The following is a 23,597-nucleotide window of genomic DNA, read 5'->3' on the forward strand; positions in this document are numbered from 1 at the left end:
AATATTCCCACAATTCACTCACATCATTGAAAGCGCTATCATTTCGTTATTAATCATTTATATGATTCCACTTCCTATAGCATGCCTGTTCTTCCATTACAAATATTACAGTCTGCATGTTAAATGTTGCAGACTGTAATATTCCAACCTCGCTCTACTAGTGATGCTACTTTCTACTTAACAGTACTCACTTTAATCGTATAAGGTGCTTTATCATAGTCAGATGAAGAGCCAAAATATACTCCACTGGATACATTGACATAGTATGTTCCTTTACTTACTGTTACCTTGCCAGTGTGTGTTAATGTATTGTTTAATGTTTTTAATTTTAGCTGTTTGAGGGTTTGCTTCTTGCTATTTTGTAGAGAGATTTTAAATGGAGCTTTTAGTTGTTTCTTTACTGTAATTTGAAGCATTGTCTTATTAGGTACTGTGATTTTATAGTAATCTTTCATGTCATACATCTTTATATCTGCTTTATAGGTACTGCCAAGTTTCATCGGTGTCGCAGTTTTTATCGTGTTGTTGTTTTCCTTTTCGTAGTTGGAAGCTGCTTTGAAGGATACTTTGAATTTCACATTCTCTACTTTCCCTTGTGTGAACGCGAATACGTAGTAAGTTCCCTTTTTAACACCTACTGAATCGGTCATAATTGGCTTGTAGTAATCGGCTGCTTTTGAACTAATGGCATAGCTAATGACTGGCGAGTTCACTTTTGGATCTAGAATGCCTACATTTTTTAAACTACTCATAAGGAACAGTGTAAATTCCTTGTTTTTGGGGGACTCAATTTGAAGCTTTGCAACCCCGTCTTTTGGTATTTTCACTTTATACATATTACCTGCTTCTCCGTTTTCATCCATGAGCAATGTTTTTGATAGCGTTTTGTTTAGCGGGATGGTTGCATAAACTTCATCAGCATGACTTATGGTGCTGTTTAGACATACGGATATCATGACCATCACCGCCATCATTACTATGTACTTCATCATTTTCATTTCTTTCATCTCCAATCTATTTGTTCCTTTTTAGTATACTAGTAATTTGGGTTTAAACCAATATTATCCATATAATATTTCGTGGTTGGGGTGGATTGTTGCGTTATCTGGGGTGTTTGTTGCACTAAGTAGGGGGATTATTGCGCTAACTTGGATGATTGTTGCACTAAGTTCAGGGATTGTTGCGCTAACTTGATTGTTTGTTATTTAGCAGAATATTCACGTCCTAATTAATGAAAATTTTTTAGTTGTGTGAGCCATATTTATTGAGGGGAATCTCTTTTAGAGGCGTTTTATGCAGTTTTGTGTGACCTGGGAAAATGCGCGTTATTCAGTGTATTTTGTGGAGTTTTGGTGGGTGATGGGATTATTCTCTTTAGACAAAAAAACCCCCTTGCGTTTGCAAGGGTGCCTTCTATCTAGAATGTTGTTAATAGGCTGCCACTGATCCATAGTTTTTTGCCTGATTTAGGGGCGTATACTTGGTACCATGTGTCTTTTCCTACTTTTTCTTTTTTCTTGTTTCCGAAAATAGTATAGACGTGTTTAAGTGGTGCGTTGTTTGGCACTACTTCTTGGATTGTATTACTTGCTGTTGCTCCTGCACTTGAGCGTAGGTTCGATTCGTCTTTTGTGAATGTTAGGTTATCTAGCGTTATCTCGTCCGTGCGTACCCAGCCTTGTGTGCCATTATAAGCAATACGTAACCATCGTGTGTTTTTGCCACTCGTGTTTTTAAAGTCACGTACATCTGTATGGTAAGCCTTTAATGTGATTACTTTTTCTTTGCCGTAAGTTCCAATCTTTTTCGAATACGCGTATGGCATAAAGTAGATGCTCAAGCTACTTGCTGAGACTGTTGCTGTTACATCTGTTGGTAGTTTTACGAATTGAGCTGGTTGTGCTTTAGACTCTGGCAGAATATGATCATATTCTTTTGGAGCTGTCATTACTTTTGTGCTCGCTGTTTTACTGCTGTAGTCTGATGAGCTATAGGCTTTCATCTGTGCCATTAAGTTGGCAATTTTACGACTCCATTCTTTGTCTGTCGCATATTTTACATTCATACCTAATAATGTCGGACCGTTGTAATAAGCACCTGTAGTAGTTAGGTAATCACGGTAGATTTTAAATGCGTAGGCATTCAATCCATCTTTCCCTGTTGGGAAGTACTTCGCGCATGTGAAAGCACATGTGTCATATGCTTGGAAGCCAAAGTAGTTGTTTTTATATTGCGAAATGGCTGAGCCGCCCCAACCTGTTTCTAAAATTGCATGTGCTAGCATGAACTGTGCGTTAATGCCTGCTTCTTTTTGAACTTCTAAGAATGATGGTACTAACTTATATAGTACATTATCTGTCGTTTTTCCTTTACTAATAAGGAACGAGCGCATTTGTGTCGCTGTTAGATCTGTTGATTTTCTTAAGTTTAGTGCAATATATGGATTTGTTTCTACGTAAGCTGAATTGATCCATACTGTTTTGCTTGATAATGTACCTTGATACCAAATACTTGAGCCGACTTTTTCTGTGCGAGTAACTTTGAATGTTTTTGCACGGTATTTACTTAAGTCGTAGACGATGTTGTTTGTTGTACCATAAGGGATGTTATAAGCACTGCTTGTCCCTGCAATGTAAGTTGTAAATTTAGTTGTATCTACAAGTGAGTTATTGTAAGTAGTTACATCACTTGCTTCTACCCAACCGACTACCGTTGTTGATGTACCGTTTGTGCGGCTAATTTGGTAATATTCCTCATCTTCGTATGAAGCTTCTTTTTTAATATAGAAGGTTTCGTTTGTGTATGTGCTATTTGCTATGATGTAGTCTTCTGGTTTTGTGATATCTTTGTAGATTTTCACTGTTTTACTAGAAAGGCGACCTAGGTAGCTCACATCAGTTTCTTCTGGTTCTGCTGCTACTTCCACATATGCCTTTGTATATTTTGATGAAATCCAAATTGTTTTTGTACCGATTTTACCTTGGTACCAATCTGTGTTACCGATTCTTTCTGTTTTTGTTACGACAAATTTTGCGTTTTTATATTTTGTTAGGGTTTTGATGGCAACATCATTTGTGCCGCCCCAAATTTTCGTATAGGCTGACCCTGATCCAGTTAGCGAAAGGGTTTTAGATTTTGTGCTGATTGCTTTATGGTTATAGGCTTTTGCATCTGTCGATTTGATCCAGCCGATGACTCCTGATGTTGCACTTTCTTTAGTGCTTAGTAGGTAGTATTTACTCCCTTTATATGTAGCTTTCTTTTTAACATATAAAACGGTGTTAATATTGCTAGTTCCTGCTTTTGTATATGTTGATTTTGTGATATCTTTGAAAATTTTAGCTGAACTGCTATTAACTTTAGCTACGAAACTAACGTTTGTTTCTACTGGTTTTTCTGTTGGGACTGCTGAAGTATCAACAGTTGGCTTTGTTGATAGATGGCTGTTGTGAATCCAAACTGTTTTGCCATTTAACTTGCCTTGGTACCATTTGCTTGTTGATGTGATAGTTGTTGTAGCTGAGAATTTAACGTTTTTATACGTTTTTAATGACGTGTAGATAGCATCGGTACTTCCCCACGGACTAACATATCCTCTACCCGAGCCCTTTAGATAAAATGTTTGGGCTTTTGTCGAAGTAACGCTATAGTTTCGGATTTTAAGGTCTGTGGATTTCACCCAGCCCAATTGTGTTTTTTTCGTATCTCCAAATTTGTAGATGGCATAGTATGTCACACCGCCTGTTGTGGCTTTTTTATCGCTCATCATTACTTGTTTTGTTTGAGCTGCTGTTGCGACTTTACTAGAAGACTTTGCATCTGGTTGTTTATAGATTTTCGCTTTTGTAGATTTGATGACTGTGATTTTGCTGATTGCTGTTGTTTTGTAGCTTTCCGCAGCTTTGGTGCCGTTAGCTCCAATGACGAAAATTGCTAGTAGTAATGTGCAGACGATTGTCCATGCGTGTTTTTTTATCATTTTCTACTTCCTTTCTTTTTCACTTTAATAGGTTCATATACGCGTCAGATATGTTGGATACTGTTGGCGATCGTTTGAGCTTTTTTTAGTTACGGCAACAAAATAGGTGGTCATTAGATATTGGTAATAAAGCGGATAACGCGTAGGGTGGTTAAATTGATGCGGAACTATAGACTTTTGCCTTATGAAAACGAGATTACTAGATTACACACATTCCATTATATAGCAAATTATATTAAATTTGTGTTGCAATACTTAAATTAGTTCTTTATTATCACATCTTATGACTTATGTAGTTGTCGTTATATTTAAAAAAAGCAGATAATTTGTAATATAATGCGCTCTTTAATCTGATATGTATATCGACCTATCACCATTCTCGTTAAGTATAGCTTATTAATAGTAGAGTTTGTCGTTACGATTATGTTACAAAATTGCGGAGTAGCATTTGTAGTTCGTTGTTTTTTATTATTTTTGGAAATTAATGCGCTGTTGGGGCAAAAAAAGAGCTGCCTGGGGCAACTCTTAGATTTCTTGTGTATATAGATTGTGATTTTCGTTTACGACGTCTTGTAGTAATTTTGACCACTTTTCATAATATCTTTCAGGTGTGTAATCTTTTAGCACAGTGTTACGTGCTTGGTCCCCCATCTTCACTACTAAATCATGGTTATTTAATAGATGAATGATTTTCTCCGCTAGTTGTTCACGGTCGCCATTTGGGACTAGATAGCCATTTACACCGTCTTCGATTACTTGAGATGGACCATAGTTGATATCATAGCTAATTACTGGTGTCTTATTTGCTAGTGACTCGAGCATCGCTAGGCTGAAACCTTCGTATGCTGAAGTAACGAGCGAGACAGATGATGACGCAAGTACTTCATGCACTTTGTTTGTGTAGCCTTTAAGTTCAACACTGTTTTCTAGCTTAAGCTCTTGAATCAGCTTATTTAGCGCCTCTTCTTCATTGCCATTACCGTAAATGTGCAACTTTGCTTCCGGTACTTGTTCTACAACTAGTGAGAAGGCTTTGATTGCTTCGTCTAATCGTTTTTCTGGACTATAACGGGCAATCATCGACACAAGCTTCGGATTCTTTTCGATGTTAAAATCATTTACATCTACACAGTTTGGGATAACATGGATATTGCCACGGTTACCAATTTCTTTGTGTAGATCAAGTCGTTGTTGTTCTGTTAGCACTACGACCGGATACCCCTTTGGAATGATATCAAGTTTCGCTTGATACACGGTTCTATAAGGACTACCCAATTCATATGGAGCAGCGAAATGATTTGAGTGTAACATATAAATTTTGTAGACAAGTTCATCGTCAATTGATGTCACACGCGTTGTTGGTGCAGAGCCATCACAAATGATGACAGGCTTAACGACTTCTACACGACACATTTCGTTTAGCCAGAAATCATGGAATTCTTTGCTCGATGGGAAGTATTCGACCTTATCATAATCTGGACTGAATAAGTATACTTTTTGAAGCTTACCACTCTTGTTGTTATACCAAAGTGATAAGAAACAAAAACCATCTTCCGTATAGAAACGTTCTTGGTTCTTTTTGTTGTTACTTGGATGATAAAGGACTTCACGTTGAAGGAATCCAGTGTTATGGAATTCTTCACGACGTGTACGTACTCGGTTGTCATCGAAGTAATCGATAAAATTAATCGTGCCATCTTCATTCCACTTTTTATACTTTATATAAGTACCATTTTGGAAGTAGCGAGCGAATTCTCCGCCATCTTCAACCCAGTAGCCTTCTTCGAATTTTTTTAGTTGCTGTTCGAATTTAGCTTGAGCTGCAGGTGATATCGTATTCTTCGTGAATTTTCTTCTATAGTAATCATAGACGTTTGTTATTTTTGCGCTTTTCGGAAGTTGCCCTGATAGCTTCAGTTCTTTTTCAATGATGTCATAGTTAAATTTGAAATCCATTGTTAGGAGTTCAATATCATATTCGTCATTAGCAAAAAGGCTGGCGCGCTTGAGCATGACTTTATTGATGCCGCCTTTTTCGATGTCCATATCCCATGCTGTCATGAAGATTTTTCTTTTCATTAGGGGTTCACATCCTTTCTAGTGCAGTTATTTATTTCTTCTTTTTTGATCCATATTTACGACGATCTGCCAGTTTCTTTTGGAACGCTTTTTGATCTTCATATGAAAGTTTGTTGTATTGTTTGATGAAATCATTATAGTTTTTCATAACGACATTTGTCGGGCCAAATTCTCTAAGTTGACCGCCTTCAATCCAAGCTATTTTGTTACAGAAGCTTGTTACTTGTCTTAAGTTATGGCTGACGAAGAAGATCGTTTTGCCGCGATTTTTGTATTCATTCATCTTGGCTAGTGATTTGTCTGCGAAGGTCTGATCACCTACGGATAACGCTTCATCGATAACAATAATATCAGGATCTGCTGTAACACTGATGGCGAAGCCTAGTTTGGACTTCATACCACTAGAGTATTTCTTTACAGGTTGATAGATGAAATCTCCTAGTTCTGAGAATTCGACAATTTGTGGTGTTACTTCATCGATCTTTTCTTTGCTATAGCCCATTAATAGACATTTAAATTCGATATTTTCGATACCTGTAAGTTGGTTGTTTAAACCTGCATTAATGGCGATAACATTGACCTCACCTTTAGCAATGATTTCACCTGAAGAAGGAGGAATAATTCCGCCAATGATGTTGCTAAGGGTAGATTTACCAGAGCCATTTATACCTACTAGCCCAACTACATCTCCTTCTTCAACGGCAAACGATATGCCATCGATAGCGTTGAAGTCAGAGCCCATTTTACCAGGGAAAAGTAGGTCACCGATTTGTTCTTTTTTGGATCTATACATACGATATTTTTTAGATACATTTTTTATAATGACTGATTCTGCCATGTTTTATGTCCTCCATGTTACTTTTAGATAAAGTCAGAGAAACGGTTTCTGAATTTATAGTGTGCTGATGAACCAATTATCAATATGACGAGAATAAGTCCCCAGTTATATAACGTTAATTGCCAATTTTCAATGGCATACCAATTGTTATAAAGTAGTGATGCGCGATATCCATTTGCTAAATAATAGAATGGATTTAGTGCCAATAAACTTTGTAGCCATTCAGGGAAGTTTCCACTACGATCCCATAAGATTGGTGATAAGAAGAACATCCCTTGTAATACGGATTGGATTAGCATTTGTACGTCGCGAACTACGACTGTTAATGTCGAAGTTAATAGTGTAATACTAAACGCAAATATATAGCTCATCGCTAGGAAGTAAATAAGCTGGATATAATATATGCTCGGTGCGTAACCCTTTATCCAAAAGACGACCATAATGCCGCCCACTAATGCTAAGTGTCCGTAAAACTTCCCAGTAATAATGTAGCTTGGTAAAACGGATAACGGAAAGTTCATCTTGGCGACCATGGAATACTTTTGATAAATCGCTTTAGAACCGTTTAATATAGCTTTGTTAATAAAGAACCACATAGAGATCCCTGCAAGCATCCAGTAGACATAGGGTACTCCGTCCAATTCTGATTTACCACGCAAACCAACTCCGAAGACAACCCAGTACATAGCCATTTGAATCGCTGGGTTAAGTACTTCCCAGATGAACCCTAGATAGTTGTTCTGATTATCAATCTTCAGTTGGAACTTTGCTAGTCTTTGTACCATATAAAAAGACGTTACTTGTTCTTTAATAATATTAATAAGTGCTTTCATATTGTATTTTCCTCAATTCCTCGAATTTCATTAAGGGATGATTTTGTCGCATTGTTTCGTATATTAGATAGCTTAGATATTGAATGATTGTTTATCATGACGCTATTGTTTTCGAAAAGATGCATTTTCGCATTTTTTGGCGATACTATCTTCCATCATTTTGTAGCTCTGTTAAAAGTCTTGAAAGTGTATGATGACGGCATTTTATCACGCCAAATATTATATATATTACCATAAAAACATACAACATAGTATATCATATAATATCCTTTAATTCTGTTTTCAAAACGTAAAGATTTGAGAGTATTTAACAGTTTTGTTGATGTGGTGTGGATTGAGGCTGATTTGGGGTGATTGGGTCTGGGTTTGGCGCTGCTCACGTGGGGTTTGGCGCTACTCGTTTGGGCTTTGGCGCTGCTCGCTTGGGCTTTGGCGTTGCTCGTTCAGGCTTTGGCGCTACTCGTTCGGGCATTGGCGCTACTCGCGGGGTTTAGCGCTGCTCGTTCAGGCTTTAGCGCTACTCGCGACGGGTTTCGCTCTACTCACTCAGGCTTTAGCGCTACTCACGGGGTTTCGCTCTACTCATTCGGGCTTTGGCGCTGCTCGTGAACGCTTTAGCACTGCTCAAGATTATCTTTGCCAAATAAAAAAAGCGAGGAGAAAAAATTATATTTTCTCCTCGCTTTTTATTTGGTGTTATTTTTTGAATACTTCGTTGACTACGCGCTCTGAGGCTTTGCCGTCTTCCCATTCGCAGAAGCGTTCTGCGAAGCGGTCGAATTGTTCTTTTGAGTGGTGGCCTTCAGTTAGGGCACGACCGATTTCAGTAAATAGCTCGTCCTGTTCTTTGACGATTAGTCCTGGTGCGTCTGCTTCGATGTCGATGTAGAAGCCACGTAGGCGGTCGCGGTAATCTTCAAGATCGTACATGTAGAAGATAATTGGGCGATCTAGGATGGCATAGTCAAAGAATACAGATGAGTAGTCAGTGATTAATAGGTCGCTGACTAAGTATAAGTCTGCAATGTCATAGTAATTTGAAACGTCTTTGATGAAGTCGCCGTATTGAGCGAAGTCAAAGCTTTCTGATACTAAGTAGTGCATGCGAGCAAGTAGGACGAAATCGTCTCCGTACTGTTCTTTAAGTTTTTGAATGTCAAATTGGAATTCGAATTTGTATTTCCCTTTTTTGAAGAATTGGTCATCACGCCATGTTGGTGCGTAAAGGACGATTTTCTTGCCTTCAGGGATGTTCAATGACTTACGGATTTTTTCGATTTTGCTTGGATCTGTGTTTTGCAATGCATCATTTCGTGGATATCCTGACTCAATTACTTTGCCTTTAAAGTGGAATGCACGTGCTAGTATTTCTCCTGAATATGCATTTGGCGCTATTAAGTAGTTCCAGTTTTTTGATTCAGCAATAATATTTTTACGATATTTGTTTGTTTTTGTACCTGGCATATATACTTCTTCAATGTCAGTACCTAATTTTTTCAGCGGAGTACCATGCCATGTTTGAAGATACGTTGTTTGTTTCGGTCTTGGCATCCATTTTGGTAAGCGGACGTTGTTGACCCAATATTCTGCACGAGGGAAATTCAGTAACCATTTTAGTGAGAAGCGTCTCATGTATGGAACGCCCATCTCTTCAAATAGAGGTATACTGTCTTTTGCTACACTCCAAATCAGTGTGTATTCTGGGTTATTTTCTTTCATGTATTCATAAATGGCACGCGGATTATCGCTATAACGTTTTCCGTGGAAACTTTCAAATACGACTAAATTTTTCTTTCGAGGTGTTCTAGATAAAACCCTAAATGCCTTTGTAATAAGCTTTTTAGTGAATTTACTTTTCTTTATCTTCTTTAACAACTGAATCCACTCTTTCTATTCATATTTATATTCGTTTGTTTTTTAAGGATATTTGACCTAAGGTATATTTTATCATTAAGCATTACAAGAAAAAAACATTAAAATTTTTATTTTTTACTATTCAAAAAAAAGCGTTCATCCCGATGATTATACAACGGGTGGGAACGCTTTTCATCAATTTAATTTTTCTTGAATACTTTTTCTACGATTTTCTCAGTTGCTTTTCCGGATTCCCAGCTACAAATTTTGTCATAGAAAATGTCGTATTTTTCTTTATAATCAATTGTTACTTTATCGATATTAAGCACGGCATCAATGATTTCATCAGTTGTTTTGACTAGTGGCCCAGGTACTTCGTTTTCGATATCGATATAGAAGCCTCTCAGTTGATCACGATACTTTTCGAGATCATAAGTGTAGAACAGAATCGGTCTTCGTAAGTTTGAGTAATCAAAGAATACTGATGAGTAATCTGTAATAAGGATATCTGAGATTAAATATAGTTCCGCAATGTCATCATATTTGGACATATTATAGACAAAACCTTCGTAACCATCAATGTTAAGATCATCTGCTATGAAGTAGTGCATTCTTAGTAAGATGACATATTCATCACCAAGTTTTTCATGCAGTTTTTGCAAGTCGAATTTTAGATTAAACTTGTATTTTCCAGGTTCATAAAATTCGTCATCACGCCATGTAGGTGCGTAAAGAATGACTTTTTTATCTAACGGGATGTTTAATTTAGTTTTCATCTTCGTAATGTAATCTGAATTGTTGTTAATGTACAACGTATCATTACGTGGGTAGCCATCTTCTAACATGACTTTATCAAATTTAAATGCGCTTTTGAAGATATCCGATGAGTACGAATTTGCTGCAATTAAATAATCCCATAATCGTGACTGTTCATAAAATTGTTGTTTGTATTTAGGGTTGGCTGAATATACTTCATCCATATCGAATACTAGTTTTTTCAGCGGCGTACCATGCCAAGTCTGTAAAAATACATTCCCTTCACGTTTTTGAAGGTGAAGAGGCTGACGCATGTTATTTACCCAATACTTTGCCGTTGCCATGTGATAGTAATAAGCAAGGCTTAGACGCTTCACTTGCTTCGCATTTCCAGGAATATCATGATTTGTTTCATTAAATGACCAGACGAATTCATAGTCTGGGTAGTGTTTAACCATATATTCATAAATATACTTCGGACTATCCGCGTAGTTTTTTCCAAGGAAGCTTTCGAATACTATTTTCTTATCATTAAGAGGTCTCTTTTGGAATATGTCTTTATAAATTTGTCGAGTCAATTTTGTTTTGCTCGAAAATGTTTGTTTTGACTCTCTCCCGAAATGGTGAATCCTAATCGCTCTTTTATAACTTTTCAACTTGTGTTCACGTAATGCTTTCAGTTCACCTCTGACTAACAGGTTTTGATTTTTATATTGACCTGGAGAAACCTTTTCCATTGCATCTGCTAGTTGTTCGAAGTTACGTTCGATTTGAGTTGCATCTCTCATAATTAGGATAAATTTAGAACGATAAAAATGAATAAGTAATTTATCAAGGAGTTTTTGTTCTTTGCTTTTCCCCTTTAGTTCTGCTTTAAGCTGATTATAAACTGTTAAGAAATCCTTTAATACCTTTTCTCTATCTTGCTGCATAAGCGAAGGGTTTGTAATAGGATCATTTCGAAGGCGACGGAAATATACACTTTCTTTTACTTGATAAATTACTGTACGCTTTTTAAATAAAGGCACTAAGAATGCCATTTCGGTATAACAATCTGTTTCTTCTGAGAAACGAAGATTGTATTTACGAATAATTTCCATAGAAAACAAGCTATTGAGCACACTTAAATTTTGTAGTACTTTAAATACCTTTTTACGTTTTCTTACTGTCACTGCTTGTTCATCAATATCGATATTGCTATCTTCTTTATTCGTTAGTTTCTTAGTGCGGCCAATAATATAAGTTTTGTTACCAAGGCCTTGTACTAATTTATCAACCGCATGTTCGTTGATAAAATCATCACTATCAACAAAATATACAAAGTCTCCAGTTGCTTGTTCGATTCCAAGATTTCTTGCAAAACCTACACCTTTGTTTTCAGTTAAATTGATGCTACGGCTACGAGAATCTGCATTTGTAAATTGCTCAATAATTTCTGCTGAATTATCTGTAGAGCCGTCGTTTACAATAATTATTTCTATGTTTTTGTATACTTGGTTCGTTACAGATGTTAAGCATTCTTCTAAAAATTCAGCTGTATTATATACAGTTACGATAATTGATACTAATTTATCCATTCTTACACCTCTTTATTAAGTTCATGCTTATCCTAAAATAATTAATTGTTATGTATTCTATCTTCCTCTTTATGATGATTCTTGTAAATATTCCATCATATTTATTATTTTTTTGATATAAATACCTCATTGATAATACCACAGGACATATTTATCAGTATAATTATTCTTAAAATTTTCTTTGTTATATAACTATTATTTCAGTTATACTAATAGCAGTTATTGTATGTAATTCCTAAATTACAATACCTCTCACAATGTGGTAATTAAACATAAATATGCGAATATTTTTTTGTTTATCCAATGAAATGTAGAAAAATAGGTGAATGAATGTTAAAGGAATTTATAATATATATATATTTGTTTTTGAATAGAATTGTCTTTGGGCTTTTTAAGTTTTTGCCACAAAAGAATAAAATTGTTTTTTTATGTGACTTTGGGGATAATGCGCGGTTTGTTATACGAGAGTTGCAATTACGCGGTTTTGAAGAGATTTATGTTCTGAAAACTAGCAAATGCAAAGATGATTTTACCGATTTAGGCTTACCTGCTGGGCATGTAGTGGATTTCCACACATCCAATATTGGTGACTATTTGAAAGGTTTATATCATTTGGCAACGGGTAGTAAGGTATTAATCGACAATTATTTTGCCATTTTAAGTGCAACGCCGTTTCGTGAAGGTGTTGAGTGTATTCAATTATGGCATGCGGCTGGAGCAATTAAAAAATTTGCGTTACAAGATCCTAGTATCATGTTTCGTTCGCCTTCTGCTGTAAAGCGATTTGAGAAGGTTTATGGTCGGATGACGAAAGTAATTATTGGTTCGGATGAGATGGTACCGATTTTCAGGTCAGCGTTTGGCATGCGCCAAGATCAATTTTTGCGTTTTGGTATTCCACGAACTGACTTTTACTTTAAACAAGAGGAAGAGAATAATGCTCGAAGCGAAATTCTCAAGTTGTATCCTCAATTAGAGGGGAAAAAGGTAATTTTATATGCACCAACTTTCCGTGATCAACAATTATTAGAACAGAAGATTCCTTTGAATTTTGTAGAAATCATGGATTCACTTGGAGAAGATTTTGCAATGGTGATTAAGTTACACCCTGCTGTAGCTCATAATGTTGAGTCCATTGCTCATCCTGCAATTATTTCCGTTGCTAATGATGTACCTATTTCCAAATTACTGTTTGTAACGGATTATTTAATCAGTGATTACTCTTCAATCCCATTTGAATTTGCTCTACTTGGGAAACCGCAGATTTTCTATCCTTACGATCTAGAAGCATATGAGATGGAGCGCGGTTTTTGGACGGATTATGAACAGCTAGTACCCGGTCCGGTTGTTTCAAATGATGAAGAACTAGTTTATGTTCTACTCCATCATGAATTTAATCAAGAACAAGTGGAGGCTTTTTCAAATGATTGGAATACCTATTCTGATGGGCATGCTAGCGAAAGATTGGCAGCGTATTTGATGGATTAGGTAAATGGTTTGGAGCTTATTCTTGGGAACCTTATATCAGTTCTAGTCGTTTCTTATTCTATTAAGACTTTTTATGGAGATTTTCTACAGAAATGAATTTGGCATTTCTAGTTAAATATAATATAATACCATTTAGTATTATGTATGGAGGCACACTATGAAAAAAGTAATTACGTATGGTACATTTGATTTACTTCATGTGGGACATGTTAATATTCTTCGACGTGCAAAAGCTTTAGGCGATTACCTTGTTGTTGCTATTTCTTCTGATGAATTTAATGCTTTAAAAGGGAAAAAAGCTTACTATAGTTTTGAGGACCGCAAGACAATACTTGAGGCGATCAAGTATGTAGATGAAGTAATTCCTGAAGATAATTGGGAACAAAAAGTTCTAGACGTGAAAGAACATAATATCGACACATTTGTTATGGGACACGACTGGGAAGGTAAATTCGATTTCCTAAAAGATCATTGCGAAGTAATCTACTTACCTCGTACTGAAGGTATTTCTACAACTAAGATTAAAAAAGATTTAAACACTCAAGTAACTAAATAAGCATTTCGCTTTAACTAACCACCTGCTCCTATTTTGGAGAGGTGGTTTTTTGTATGTACAGAAACGACAAAAAGGCCGCCTAAGCGACCTTTTAATCTTGTGAAATGACTTTATTTATAAGGTTAGTCCATAATTTGTATTGAAGTTCAGGCGAGTATTTCGTTTGAACGGTACGGTATGCATTTTCGCCCATTCTTTTTGCCTCGTCTTCATTTTCTAGTAGGTAGATGATCTTTTCTGCTAATTGCTCACGGTCCTTATTTGGAACAGCATAGCCATTCTGTCCAGCTGGTTCAAATTCGTCTATATAGTAGTTGTTGTCGTATATAATGACCGGCGTTTTATTTGCAAATGATTCTAATGCTACCAAGCTAAAGCCTTCGTATTTTGATGTTAGGACTGTTACGGTAGATTTTGCTAATACTTCGTCTACTTTGTTTGTGTAACCTTTTAATTCGACATTTTTTCTCAGTTTTAATTTTCGAATAAGCGAAGTTAACGCACGTTTTCTAGGTCCTTCACCGTAAATATGAAGTTTAGCGTCAGGAACGTCTTGAATAACTTTAGCAAATGCACGAACCGCTTCACCAACCGCTTTCCCCTCATCTAATCTTGCTACGACTGTAACTAGAAGTGGATCTTTTTGAGCGATATCCACATTTTTCACTTCGATTGCATTTGGAATGACATAAATGTTGTCGTGTTCACCAAATTGCTTGATAATATCCTCTTTTTGCTTTTCTGTTAGGACAACAATAGGATCGCCATTCTCCATGTTTTCTAGTATACCTTTGTGATATTCCTTGAGCTCGCTACCGTATGTGTAAGGTGCTTCAAAATGGTTTGCATGAATGGTATAAATACGGTGTGCCAAGCCGGATTCCATACTACGAACCTTGCTTGCTGTGCCTGCTCCGTCGCAGATGACAATTGGCTTTTCAGGTTCGTTTTTGCATAATTCATTAAACCAATTTACATGGAACTCTCTGTTATTGGCAAAACTTAAGACTTTCTTTGACTGCGGATGAAATAGGAAAATCTTCTGTTGCTTACCCGTTTTATGGTTGTACCATTTCGAAAGATAACAAAAGCCATCTGGTGTATAGTATAGTTCTTGAATTAGCTCATTGTTAGACAAATGATAATTGAGCGTACGATTAATATAACCATCGTTATGAAATTCATCACGTTTAATATGAATTTGCTCGGGTGTGTAATAGTCGATGTATCTCAGTTTTCGATGCTTGTCCCAAGCTTTGCATTTTACATATGTACCATTTTGGAAGTAATGCGTCTGTGCTTCGCTATCTTCTACTTGATATCCGGGTTCAAGTTTTTCGCTGGCTAGACGGTAGCTTTCAATACTTTCAGCTGTTGGTTCACTTGTTGTGTAGCTTTTTTTATAGTAGTCATAAATGTTCGTGATTTTGACGTTTTCGGCAAGTCTGCCTGCTTTTTTTAATTGTAATTCTATTTCAGAATAATTATCTTTATAGTCTAGTGTGATTAGTTCAGAGCTATAGTCAGCGTTATTTAATAAGCCAGCTCTCTTATACATGACACTATTAACGCCATATTTATCTACGTCAATGTCCCAAACGACCATGAATATTTTTTTCATTATTTCACTACTTTCTTTTTGGGTGTGTTTGTTAAGGTCTACTATACTCTGTTTTCAGCTCTGAATTCAATTATTTTCAAGTTAGCCGTATGTTTTGCATTGTTCATGATAAATGCCAAGTGAGATAGTTTCACTTGGCATTTTGGGTATATTTTTATATTTATAGTGTTTGAATGAAGGCTTCTAGACGATCAAGGCCTTCTTTTAATTTTGCTGGTGCATACGCGTAAGTGATACGAAGGTAGCCTTCACCATATGGAGTGAATACAGATCCCGGAATGGCACCAACGCCCCCCTCTTTCATAAGACGGATTGCAAATTCTTGAGATGATAATCCAAACTTTTTAATCGATGGGAAAATGTAAAATGCACCTGTTGGTTTTTGAACTTCAATCCCCATTGCAATTAGGCGATCGTAAACGTAATCACGACGAACAATATATTGTTTGTTCATCTCAGCTGGAATGTCTTTGCAGTTTGTAAGTGCTTCGATAGCAGCATATTGGCTAGGAAGTGCTGCACAGATTGCATTGTATGCATGAATTTTCACGACTTCTGCCAAAAGCTTAGCAGATGTCATAAGGAATCCAATACGCCATCCTGTCATTGAGTGTGATTTTGATAAACCGTGAATTAAGAACAATTTATCTTTTAGCTCAGGATATGCACCGAATGAACGATGTTCTCCTTCGAATGTGTTTTCACTATAAATTTCGTCTGAAATGATATAGACATCTTGGTTCACTAGTACTTTTGCTAATGCATCCATTTGTTCATGGGAGATCGTAGCTCCTGTTGGATTAGATGGGAAGTTAAATAGTACGGCTTTCGTTTTAGGCGTGATTAGTTTTTCTAGACGTTCCGCAGATGGTTGGAAGTTAGTGTCTGTCGTGTCTAGGTAAACTACTTTTGCACCGCAGAATTGGATAATTGGTTCGTATCCTGAGTAAATTGGTGCAGGGAGGATGATTTCATCCCCTTCTTCAAAGATTGTACGGAATACAGAATCAATGGCCTGACTTGCTCCGTTCGTGACGATAATTTCGTCAACAGCATTATAATGGCAATCGTATTTTTCTTTAAAGAACGCTACAGCCGCTTCGCGAAGTTCGATGACACCGGCGTTATGTGAGTATGTTGTAAGGTTTTGTTCGATTGAACGGATACCTGCTTGTTTGATTGATTCAGGAGTTGGGAAGTCTGGTTGGCCAATCGTTAAGTTGATGGCATCAGGGTAATTGACAAGTTGATTTGAGAATTGACGTATACCAGGTAAACCACCCTTTAGAGCTTTCGGGTTAAGGGATAAAGACATTTGGTGTTCCTTCTTTCATATGATTAGCATTATTATTTCTTGCTCTTTATTATACTCTCATATTCTGAAAACTTAAATATTTTATTTCTTATTTTGGAGAATTTTTGGTTTTTGGTTGGGTGCTCTGGTAGGGATTGGCGCTACTCGAGCGGGATTTGGCGTTACTCGCTCTGGTTTTGGCGCTACTCGCTGGCTTTGGCGCTGCTCGGCATGGCTTTGGCGCTGCTCGGCATGGCTTTGGCGCTACTCACTGGCTTTAGCGCTACTCGCTGGCTTTGGCGCTACTCGTCCTGGCTTTGGCGCTACTCGTCCTGGCTTTGGCGCTACTCACTGGCTTTAGCGCTACTCGCTTTGGTTTTGGCGCTACTCACTTTGGCTTTAGCGCTACTCGCTTTGGTTTTGGCGCTACTCACTTTGGCTTTAGCGCTACTCGCTGGCTTTGGCGCTACTCGGCCTGGTTTTGGCTCTACTCACTGGCTTTAGCGCTACTCGCTTTGGTTTTGGCTCTACTCACTTTGGTTTTAGCGCTACTTGCTACGGCTTTGGCTCTACTCACAACGGCTTTAGCGCGGGCTTTCTTATTTAGAAACTATACTTGTTTGTTAATTAGATCGAGTCTCTTTAAACAATGGCTTTCTATATTTATAGTGATATGTTCGTGATCTAGTTTGACCGGTGGGGGTTAGGTTCATTTGTTTTAGTAGTTTTGTTATTCGGTTTTTGTTGTTGATTTGTAGGTATTGACTACATTCTTTATGGGTTATGGTTGATTTGAAGAGCCAGAACCAGTCTTGCATTGCTATTTTGATTGCGTTATCGATATTTTTTCCGCAGGTTTGGCATGTCCATTTACGTTGGGAATAACGTCGGCCTTGTCCCCCACAGCAACAGATGATACCAGTTTTAAGTTGGTCTAAAGGAATGCTATGTTTTTTTATTAATGGAAAGGCGTTGTATGGTTTGTTGCTGTTCTTTATTTTATAAATAATATGTTGCAATTGATTTGTTGTGATAATGGTTGGATATTTATTTAATTTTTGTAGGTAGAGTGGTACTTCTTTTGGTCCTAGTAATTTAATTTGTGTTGGTGGGATCTCGATGTGTGTGCGTTTGTTTGGTATTACGATTGCTTTGAAAATTGGTAATTGGATGCCGACTTCGTGTTGCAACCAGTATTCTAAGCTGTCTACTGTTCGTAAAATTTGTTGTTGAGGACATACGTATGGTGTGTTGTTGCCATCGATTGTTTGGATTAGTTGGTAGGGGTTTTCTAAGAATTTTAATGTTCCTCTTAGATGTTTTACTTCAAGGACGCAAATATAGCTTGGGGTGATTATTAATGAATCTATTTGAATTAGTCTGTTTGGGGATGCTTGAATTTCAACATTTGGAAGAGTTTGAAATGGTAGAGTAAAATGCGTTTCTTGGATCAATTGGTCGACTCTACATTCTCCATTGTATCCTGCTTGGATGTTTTCCAATTCTTTTTGCAAATCAATGGTTTTTGAGAATGTTGGGGAAAGTCTCATCAGTAGTCTTGGATATGCTGACAATATCACTGGTTTTGGTCGTGGTTCGAAAATTATTATCGCTCCTTTTCAACATAATTTTACATACCATTATATCTTTTTATGGAATATATTACAATTTAATATTTTGCACAAAAAAGCCAGCTGCTTATGCGGCTGGCTCGTTATTAGTGATTTAAGACAACTGATAGGAAGTCTTGTGCACGTTTTGAGTCTGGGTTTGTGAAGAATTTTTCTGGTGGTGCTACTTCGACGATTTTACCATCGGCCATGAAGACGATTTGATCGCAGATTTCTTTTGCGAATCCCATTTCGTGAGTAACGACTACCATTGTCATGCCATCATTCGCAAGTTTACGTATGGCGTCGAGTACTTCTTTGACCATTTCTGGGTCAAGGGCTGATGTTGGTTCGTCAAAAAGCATGACTTGTGGATCCATTGCAAGTGCACGTGCAATTGCTACACGTTGTTGTTGACCTCCGGATAGGCGTCCTGGGTAGGCATCGAATTTGTCACCTAAACCTAGAGATGTGAGTAGTTCTTTGCCACGTTTTTCTGCTTCAGCTTTTGATAGCCCTTTTACTTTTATTGGGGCGATTGTGACATTTTCTAGTGCTGATAAGAACGGATATAGGTTAAAGCTTTGGAATACGAAGCCGATGTTCGTGCGAGCTTTGTTAATATCCGTTTTTTTGTCATGGATAGAAATACCGTCTACGATTATTTCACCCGTGTCGATTTCTTCTAGTGCATTTATGGTACGGATCAGAGTTGATTTACCTGCTCCACTTGGTCCGATTAATGCGACAACATTTGATTTTGGTACTTCTAGGTCGATGTCGGTTAATACATGATGATTACCGAAACTTTTATTAACATTTTTGATAGAAATCATAATTCGTATTCCCCTTCTTATTGTTCATTTTTCAGCATACGTTTTTCGATTTGACGAATGATTAAAGATAAGCTGAATGTCATGATGAAATAAACGAGCGCAACGAATGTCCAAATTTCTATATAACGGAATGATGTTGCTGCTAAATTTTTTGCCTTTAACGTTAAATCTACACCTGCGATGACAGAAATTAACGATGAGTCTTTGATAAGAATGATAAATTGTGATGCCATTGGTGGTAAGATTCTTCTAAATGCTTGAGGCAATATGATGTAGCGCATTGCTTGGAAGTTTGACATACCTGCTGAACGTGCCGCTTCCATTTGACCTTTAGGAACAGCCTGGATACCAGAACGAACGATTTCAGCAAGAAATGCCCCTGAGAATGTTGCTAAACCAACAATTGAACCCCAATAAGATCCTAATGAGAAAAATTGACCTAACCCGAAGTAAATCCACATTAACAATACTAGTAATGGTACGCCACGCATGATTTCTACGTAAGCACTTGATATAAAACGAATAATAGGGTTACGTGAAATACGTCCGATTCCAAAAATAACTCCTAATGGAATACTTAATAATAGTGAGATAGCTGAAATTTCTAATGTTAGTAAGGCGCCTTGGATGAAGACGTCTATATTATTTGGAATGACGCTCCAGTCTAGTTGAATGTCCATGTAAATGTCCTCCTCGATCATTTCTGTGATCGGTTTTTATTCGATGAAAGACTACAACGACGTCAGCAAACATAGTGGAGTCGTCCCCCTTATGTTTAGCTACGCCGTTTGTAATGTTTCAAAGTACAGCTTGTTCTATTATTCTTTAACTGTTGTTAACCAATCGCTATTTTCGAACCATTTTGCACGTGATTGTAATTCAGCCGGGCTATCGATGTATGAGTGTAAGAATGAATTTAACCATTGTACTGATTCGAAATCATTTTTCTGTACTGCAAGGCCTAAGTTGTCTGCAGAGATGACACCTTCAAGTTTCTTCACTTTTCCTACATGTTGTAAGTTGTAAACTTGGATAGCTGGTTCATCATAGATTACTGCATCAACTTGTCCAGATTGTAGTGCTAGTGCTGCAGCTGGGAAGTCTTCATAATCTTTAATTTCTGCATTTTTGAACATATCTTTTGAAATTAATGAACCTGTTGTTGCAATTTGAGCTGCAATTTTAGTGCCTTTTTTATCTAGATCTTCATATGATTTTATAGTGTTGTTTTTTGATTGAAGCATGATAGCTTGTCCTGTTTTATAGTAAGGATTTGCAAAGCTAACTGCCAACGCACGTTCACCTGTGATAGACATACCTGCGAAGATCATGTCAATTTCACCCGTCTGTAGAGCCGGAACTAGTCCGTCAAATCCGTATTGTTTTACTTCTAATTTAACGCCTAAGTTATCTGCAATTGCTTGAGCAACGTCGATATCATAACCGATGAATTTTCCTTTTGAGTCGACCATTTCAAATGGGAAGTAACCTGGGTTTGTACCAATTACTAGTTTTTTTGCTTTGATTACTTTTTGGATAGTTGAGTTGCTATTGCTCTTTCCTGCAGATGAATTTGAATCTCCACCATTGCCGCAACCTGCAACTACTAGCATGGTAATCATTAATAATGCCGCTAACCATTTCTTCATAATATATACCTCATTTCATTTAATTTTTAGAATAAGTTGATAAATTGAAGTATAGTTTATTTTTATACATATGTCTACATAAAAATTAATATATTATGAGTTTATTAGAGGTTTTATTCATATTTTAATATACATATCGTATTTTTATTCATTTTTATACAGTATATATGTATATTTCTTTATACAGTAATTGAGAAGGATTAGGAGCCGATTGTGGGTTCTTTGGCGCTACTGGAGGTGCTTTTAGCGCTACTCAGACTCTCTTTGGCGCTACTCGAACTCCCTTTGGCTCTACTCAGGCTCTCTTTATCGCTACTCGAGACCCCTTTAGCTCTACTCGCTACCTTTATCGCTACTCGAACTCCCTTTAGCTCTACTCAGGCTCTCTTTAGCACTACTCGAGACCCCTTTAGCTCTACTCGCTACCTTTATCGTTACTCGAGCTCCCTTTGGCTCTACTCAAACTCCCTTTGGCGCTACTCAGGCTCCCTCCTCTAGCGTTTTGGATTTGGTGGGCGTAGTAGTTCTAGGATGGATTGGGCTCGTTGTATGTGTAGGCTTAAGGCATATTGAGCTGCTTGTTGAAGTATGTTGGCTTTGACGAAGTTCATCATTTCTTGGGCCATGTCTGCATCACGGATGCGGGATTCGGCAGCGGTTAAGTTTTCTGCCATGTTGACTGAGTTGTTGTAGGCATGTTCGAGACGATTTTGGTAAGCTCCTAGGCGTGAGCGTTCGCTGGATACTTTGTTGATAGCTGCGTCGAGTTTTGAGAGGGCTGAATCGGCATTCTCTCTGGTATCAATGGATAGTCCGCCGATGTCTAGGCTTGCGCCACTCATATCGTTAATGTATATGTCGATAGCCTGACCTGCATTTGCACCTGCTTGAATTTTCAAAGGATCTTTTGATGCACTGCCGTTGAGAAGCTTTTTTGTATTGAATTCGGTGTCTGTTGATGTTCTAGTTATCTCTTTTTTTAGTTCTTGGAATTCTAGGTCCAGTTGACGACGATCTTCGTCAGTTAATGTATCACTTGAGGCTTGAATTGATAGTTCTCGCATACGTTGAAGCATGGCGTGTGTTTCGTTGAGTGCTCCTTCGGCTGTTTGGATCATCCCAATGCCATCTTGAATATTCTTGCTGGCCATATTGAGTCCACGAATTTGGGCGCGCATTTTTTCTGAAATGGCTAGACCTGCAGGATCATCACCTGCTCGATTAATACGGTAGCCTGTTGAAAGGCGTTCGAGGGCTTTACTCGCCATATTCCAGTTGTTATTCATACTTTTTAATATAGATAGTCCTTGTGAAGACCAATCACCTATCCTCATACCCCTCAGTCCTTTTGTGTTTTTCATTTATATCGGCTTTTACATTAATTCCTTTATTAGGAAATTATAATTCTAGTTAATGTGTTTAAAGTTTAGGTGATTTGGAGAAGCTTTATATAAATATCATTGGTTTCCATCGAAAGGGGCTGTAGTGAATTGGAATCGAAAAAAAATGTGAAATTGGATTTCTATGATTTTGTAATTAATGCATTTGGGGTTTTTATAGCACTATTAATTATTTTTGTATATGTGTTAACACATTGAGGGCATGTTAAAAGCACCTATCGTTTTATTAATGATAGGTGCTTTCTATGTGGTTTGGTTATTCAATTGGAAATCCTCCGTTAGTACGATGCTATAGTTTGTGTGTTAGTGTGATAAATAAATTTTCATCTCGAACAGCTAGTGCTTGATCGATAAGGCGAAGTTTGTTGTCCTTTTCAAGTTGAGTGATTAGGTCTACTACTTCCTTATTAGTACTAGTGAATTGCTCTGTTTTGCCCTTTTCCTTACTCAACTCAAGGGAGTCATAAATGAGTTGCAGATGATCATGGATGTTAGAAATGGTTAGCAATTGATACAACGGTAAGCGTATGAAACGACTACCCTTCTGGAAAACAAATACTTCAGATAAGTTTTCAATTTGTAAATTATTTAGATTGATAATGATTTCCTTGCCCTCTACTGGGACAAAATGATATAGCTCATCTTCTTTTGTGATGGAGAAATATTGATACGCAAATACTAGTTTTAGTCGATTCCCCTCTTTCTTAGTATAAAAAGGTTCCATTCTTCGTACATGTAACATGTAAGCCACTCCTTTTTATAGAATTTTCAGATTATTTACATGTTACCATTATATGCTCATTAAGTTCAGATAAAAAGCAAAAGAACAAATTTCTTTTGCTTTCTAGAATTTATCTCTTTTTCTTCCTTCCATATGTAAAAAAATAAAAAGTATTCGGCTCAGCGATTACATAAATAGTCGTTAATAAAGCTTTTAAATTCTCCTCGCTTTGCTCGTATGGCATACTTCGTTGATGTAGTAAAATATGATTCCGGGTTAAGTCTACACTAACTGTATCAAAAAATTGGTTATCAATGTAAACGTCATGGCGTTCTTCATAACTTCCCTCAGAAGAAATGATGACCTTTTTAGATCGGTTTTTAGGTGCATATACTAAATACCATTTAAATGATTTAACTGAATGTATGGATGATCTTAAATCAGGAATTCGAATCATATAGCGTGCCAATTAATCACCACCCTAATATTATTATTTATTCCAATAT

The 23,597-nt window shown here is 37.1% G+C and carries 20 protein-coding genes; 4 read left to right on the top strand and 16 right to left on the bottom strand.

Features of this window, described 5'->3' with window-relative positions; all coding sequences use genetic code 11:
* Positions 1-173 precede the first annotated feature (173 nt).
* From MHH85_RS16950 to MHH85_RS16970, 5 genes are all read right to left on the bottom strand, one after another.
* Entirely contained in the window at positions 174-998 is an 825-nt protein-coding gene (locus MHH85_RS16950) for a hypothetical protein (RefSeq protein WP_340707838.1), read from the bottom strand.
* A gap of 419 nt (positions 999-1,417) precedes the next feature.
* Entirely contained in the window at positions 1,418-3,979 is a 2,562-nt protein-coding gene (locus MHH85_RS16955; protein ID WP_340707839.1) for a GW dipeptide domain-containing protein, read from the bottom strand.
* A gap of 525 nt (positions 3,980-4,504) precedes the next feature.
* On the bottom strand, positions 4,505-6,058 hold the full coding sequence (locus MHH85_RS16960; protein WP_340707840.1) for a glycosyltransferase: 1,554 nt from the start codon (positions 6,056-6,058) through the stop codon (positions 4,505-4,507).
* Positions 6,059-6,089: 31 nt separating this feature from the next.
* Complete coding sequence (gene tagH / locus MHH85_RS16965; RefSeq protein ID WP_193738381.1) at positions 6,090-6,896, bottom strand: teichoic acids export ABC transporter ATP-binding subunit TagH; 807 nt, start codon at positions 6,894-6,896, stop codon at positions 6,090-6,092.
* 23 nt (positions 6,897-6,919) lie between these two features.
* Positions 6,920-7,729 (bottom strand): ABC transporter permease, encoded by an 810-nt coding sequence (locus MHH85_RS16970; protein ID WP_340707841.1) that lies wholly within the window; start codon positions 7,727-7,729, stop codon positions 6,920-6,922.
* Between the two features lie 350 nt (positions 7,730-8,079).
* Here MHH85_RS16970 and MHH85_RS16975 point away from each other — a divergent pair, with 350 nt between their 5' ends.
* Positions 8,080-8,223, top strand: coding sequence for a hypothetical protein (locus tag MHH85_RS16975; RefSeq protein WP_340707842.1), 144 nt, complete (start codon positions 8,080-8,082; stop codon positions 8,221-8,223).
* Between the two features lie 202 nt (positions 8,224-8,425).
* Here the strand turns inward: MHH85_RS16975 and MHH85_RS16980 are convergent, their stop codons facing one another.
* The gene (locus tag MHH85_RS16980) at positions 8,426-9,604 is read right to left on the bottom strand and encodes a CDP-glycerol glycerophosphotransferase family protein (RefSeq protein ID WP_193738377.1); all 1,179 of its coding nucleotides are present in this window, start codon (positions 9,602-9,604) and stop codon (positions 8,426-8,428) included.
* Between the two features lie 179 nt (positions 9,605-9,783).
* Positions 9,784-11,916 (bottom strand): bifunctional glycosyltransferase/CDP-glycerol:glycerophosphate glycerophosphotransferase, encoded by a 2,133-nt coding sequence (locus MHH85_RS16985; protein ID WP_340707843.1) that lies wholly within the window; start codon positions 11,914-11,916, stop codon positions 9,784-9,786.
* A gap of 330 nt (positions 11,917-12,246) precedes the next feature.
* On the opposite strand from MHH85_RS16985, the gene MHH85_RS16990 reads away from it, so the two are divergent.
* Together MHH85_RS16990 and tagD are read left to right on the top strand one after the other, a co-directional pair.
* Positions 12,247-13,404 (top strand): CDP-glycerol glycerophosphotransferase family protein, encoded by a 1,158-nt coding sequence (locus MHH85_RS16990; protein WP_340707844.1) that lies wholly within the window; start codon positions 12,247-12,249, stop codon positions 13,402-13,404.
* Between the two features lie 157 nt (positions 13,405-13,561).
* Positions 13,562-13,960 carry a glycerol-3-phosphate cytidylyltransferase gene (gene tagD / locus MHH85_RS16995; protein WP_053417861.1) on the top strand — a complete coding sequence of 133 codons (399 nt, stop codon included), beginning with the start codon at positions 13,562-13,564 and terminating at the stop codon, positions 13,958-13,960.
* Positions 13,961-14,051: 91 nt separating this feature from the next.
* On the opposite strand, the gene MHH85_RS17000 is transcribed toward tagD, so the two are convergent.
* Together MHH85_RS17000 and MHH85_RS17005 are read right to left on the bottom strand one after the other, a co-directional pair.
* A complete protein-coding gene (locus MHH85_RS17000; RefSeq protein ID WP_340707845.1) occupies positions 14,052-15,581 on the bottom strand; it encodes a glycosyltransferase in 1,530 nt (509 codons plus the stop codon).
* A 160-nt stretch (positions 15,582-15,741) separates the two neighbouring features.
* Positions 15,742-16,896 carry an aminotransferase class I/II-fold pyridoxal phosphate-dependent enzyme gene (locus MHH85_RS17005; RefSeq protein WP_340707846.1) on the bottom strand — a complete coding sequence of 385 codons (1,155 nt, stop codon included), beginning with the start codon at positions 16,894-16,896 and terminating at the stop codon, positions 15,742-15,744.
* Between the two features lie 115 nt (positions 16,897-17,011).
* On the opposite strand from MHH85_RS17005, the gene MHH85_RS17010 reads away from it, so the two are divergent.
* Positions 17,012-17,236 (top strand): hypothetical protein, encoded by a 225-nt coding sequence (locus MHH85_RS17010; protein WP_340707847.1) that lies wholly within the window; start codon positions 17,012-17,014, stop codon positions 17,234-17,236.
* A 262-nt stretch (positions 17,237-17,498) separates the two neighbouring features.
* Here the strand turns inward: MHH85_RS17010 and MHH85_RS17015 are convergent, their stop codons facing one another.
* The 7 genes from MHH85_RS17015 to MHH85_RS17045 all read right to left on the bottom strand — a co-directional run bounded on the left by MHH85_RS17015 (position 17,499) and on the right by MHH85_RS17045 (position 23,560).
* Positions 17,499-18,425 (bottom strand): nuclease-related domain-containing protein, encoded by a 927-nt coding sequence (locus MHH85_RS17015; RefSeq protein WP_340708193.1) that lies wholly within the window; start codon positions 18,423-18,425, stop codon positions 17,499-17,501.
* Positions 18,426-18,592: 167 nt separating this feature from the next.
* A complete protein-coding gene (locus MHH85_RS17020; RefSeq protein WP_193738371.1) occupies positions 18,593-19,321 on the bottom strand; it encodes an amino acid ABC transporter ATP-binding protein in 729 nt (242 codons plus the stop codon).
* Between the two features lie 17 nt (positions 19,322-19,338).
* Entirely contained in the window at positions 19,339-20,001 is a 663-nt protein-coding gene (locus MHH85_RS17025; protein WP_340707848.1) for an amino acid ABC transporter permease, read from the bottom strand.
* A 138-nt stretch (positions 20,002-20,139) separates the two neighbouring features.
* Positions 20,140-20,970 (bottom strand): transporter substrate-binding domain-containing protein, encoded by an 831-nt coding sequence (locus MHH85_RS17030; RefSeq protein WP_340707849.1) that lies wholly within the window; start codon positions 20,968-20,970, stop codon positions 20,140-20,142.
* Between the two features lie 494 nt (positions 20,971-21,464).
* Complete coding sequence (locus MHH85_RS17035; protein WP_340708194.1) at positions 21,465-22,304, bottom strand: flagellin N-terminal helical domain-containing protein; 840 nt, start codon at positions 22,302-22,304, stop codon at positions 21,465-21,467.
* A 355-nt stretch (positions 22,305-22,659) separates the two neighbouring features.
* Entirely contained in the window at positions 22,660-23,112 is a 453-nt protein-coding gene (locus MHH85_RS17040; RefSeq protein ID WP_193738368.1) for an IDEAL domain-containing protein, read from the bottom strand.
* 109 nt (positions 23,113-23,221) lie between these two features.
* Entirely contained in the window at positions 23,222-23,560 is a 339-nt protein-coding gene (locus MHH85_RS17045) for a hypothetical protein (protein ID WP_193738367.1), read from the bottom strand.
* Positions 23,561-23,597 lie beyond the last annotated feature (37 nt).

The organism is Viridibacillus sp. FSL E2-0187, assembly GCF_038006425.1.
Classification (GTDB): domain Bacteria; phylum Bacillota; class Bacilli; order Bacillales_A; family Planococcaceae; genus Viridibacillus; species Viridibacillus arvi.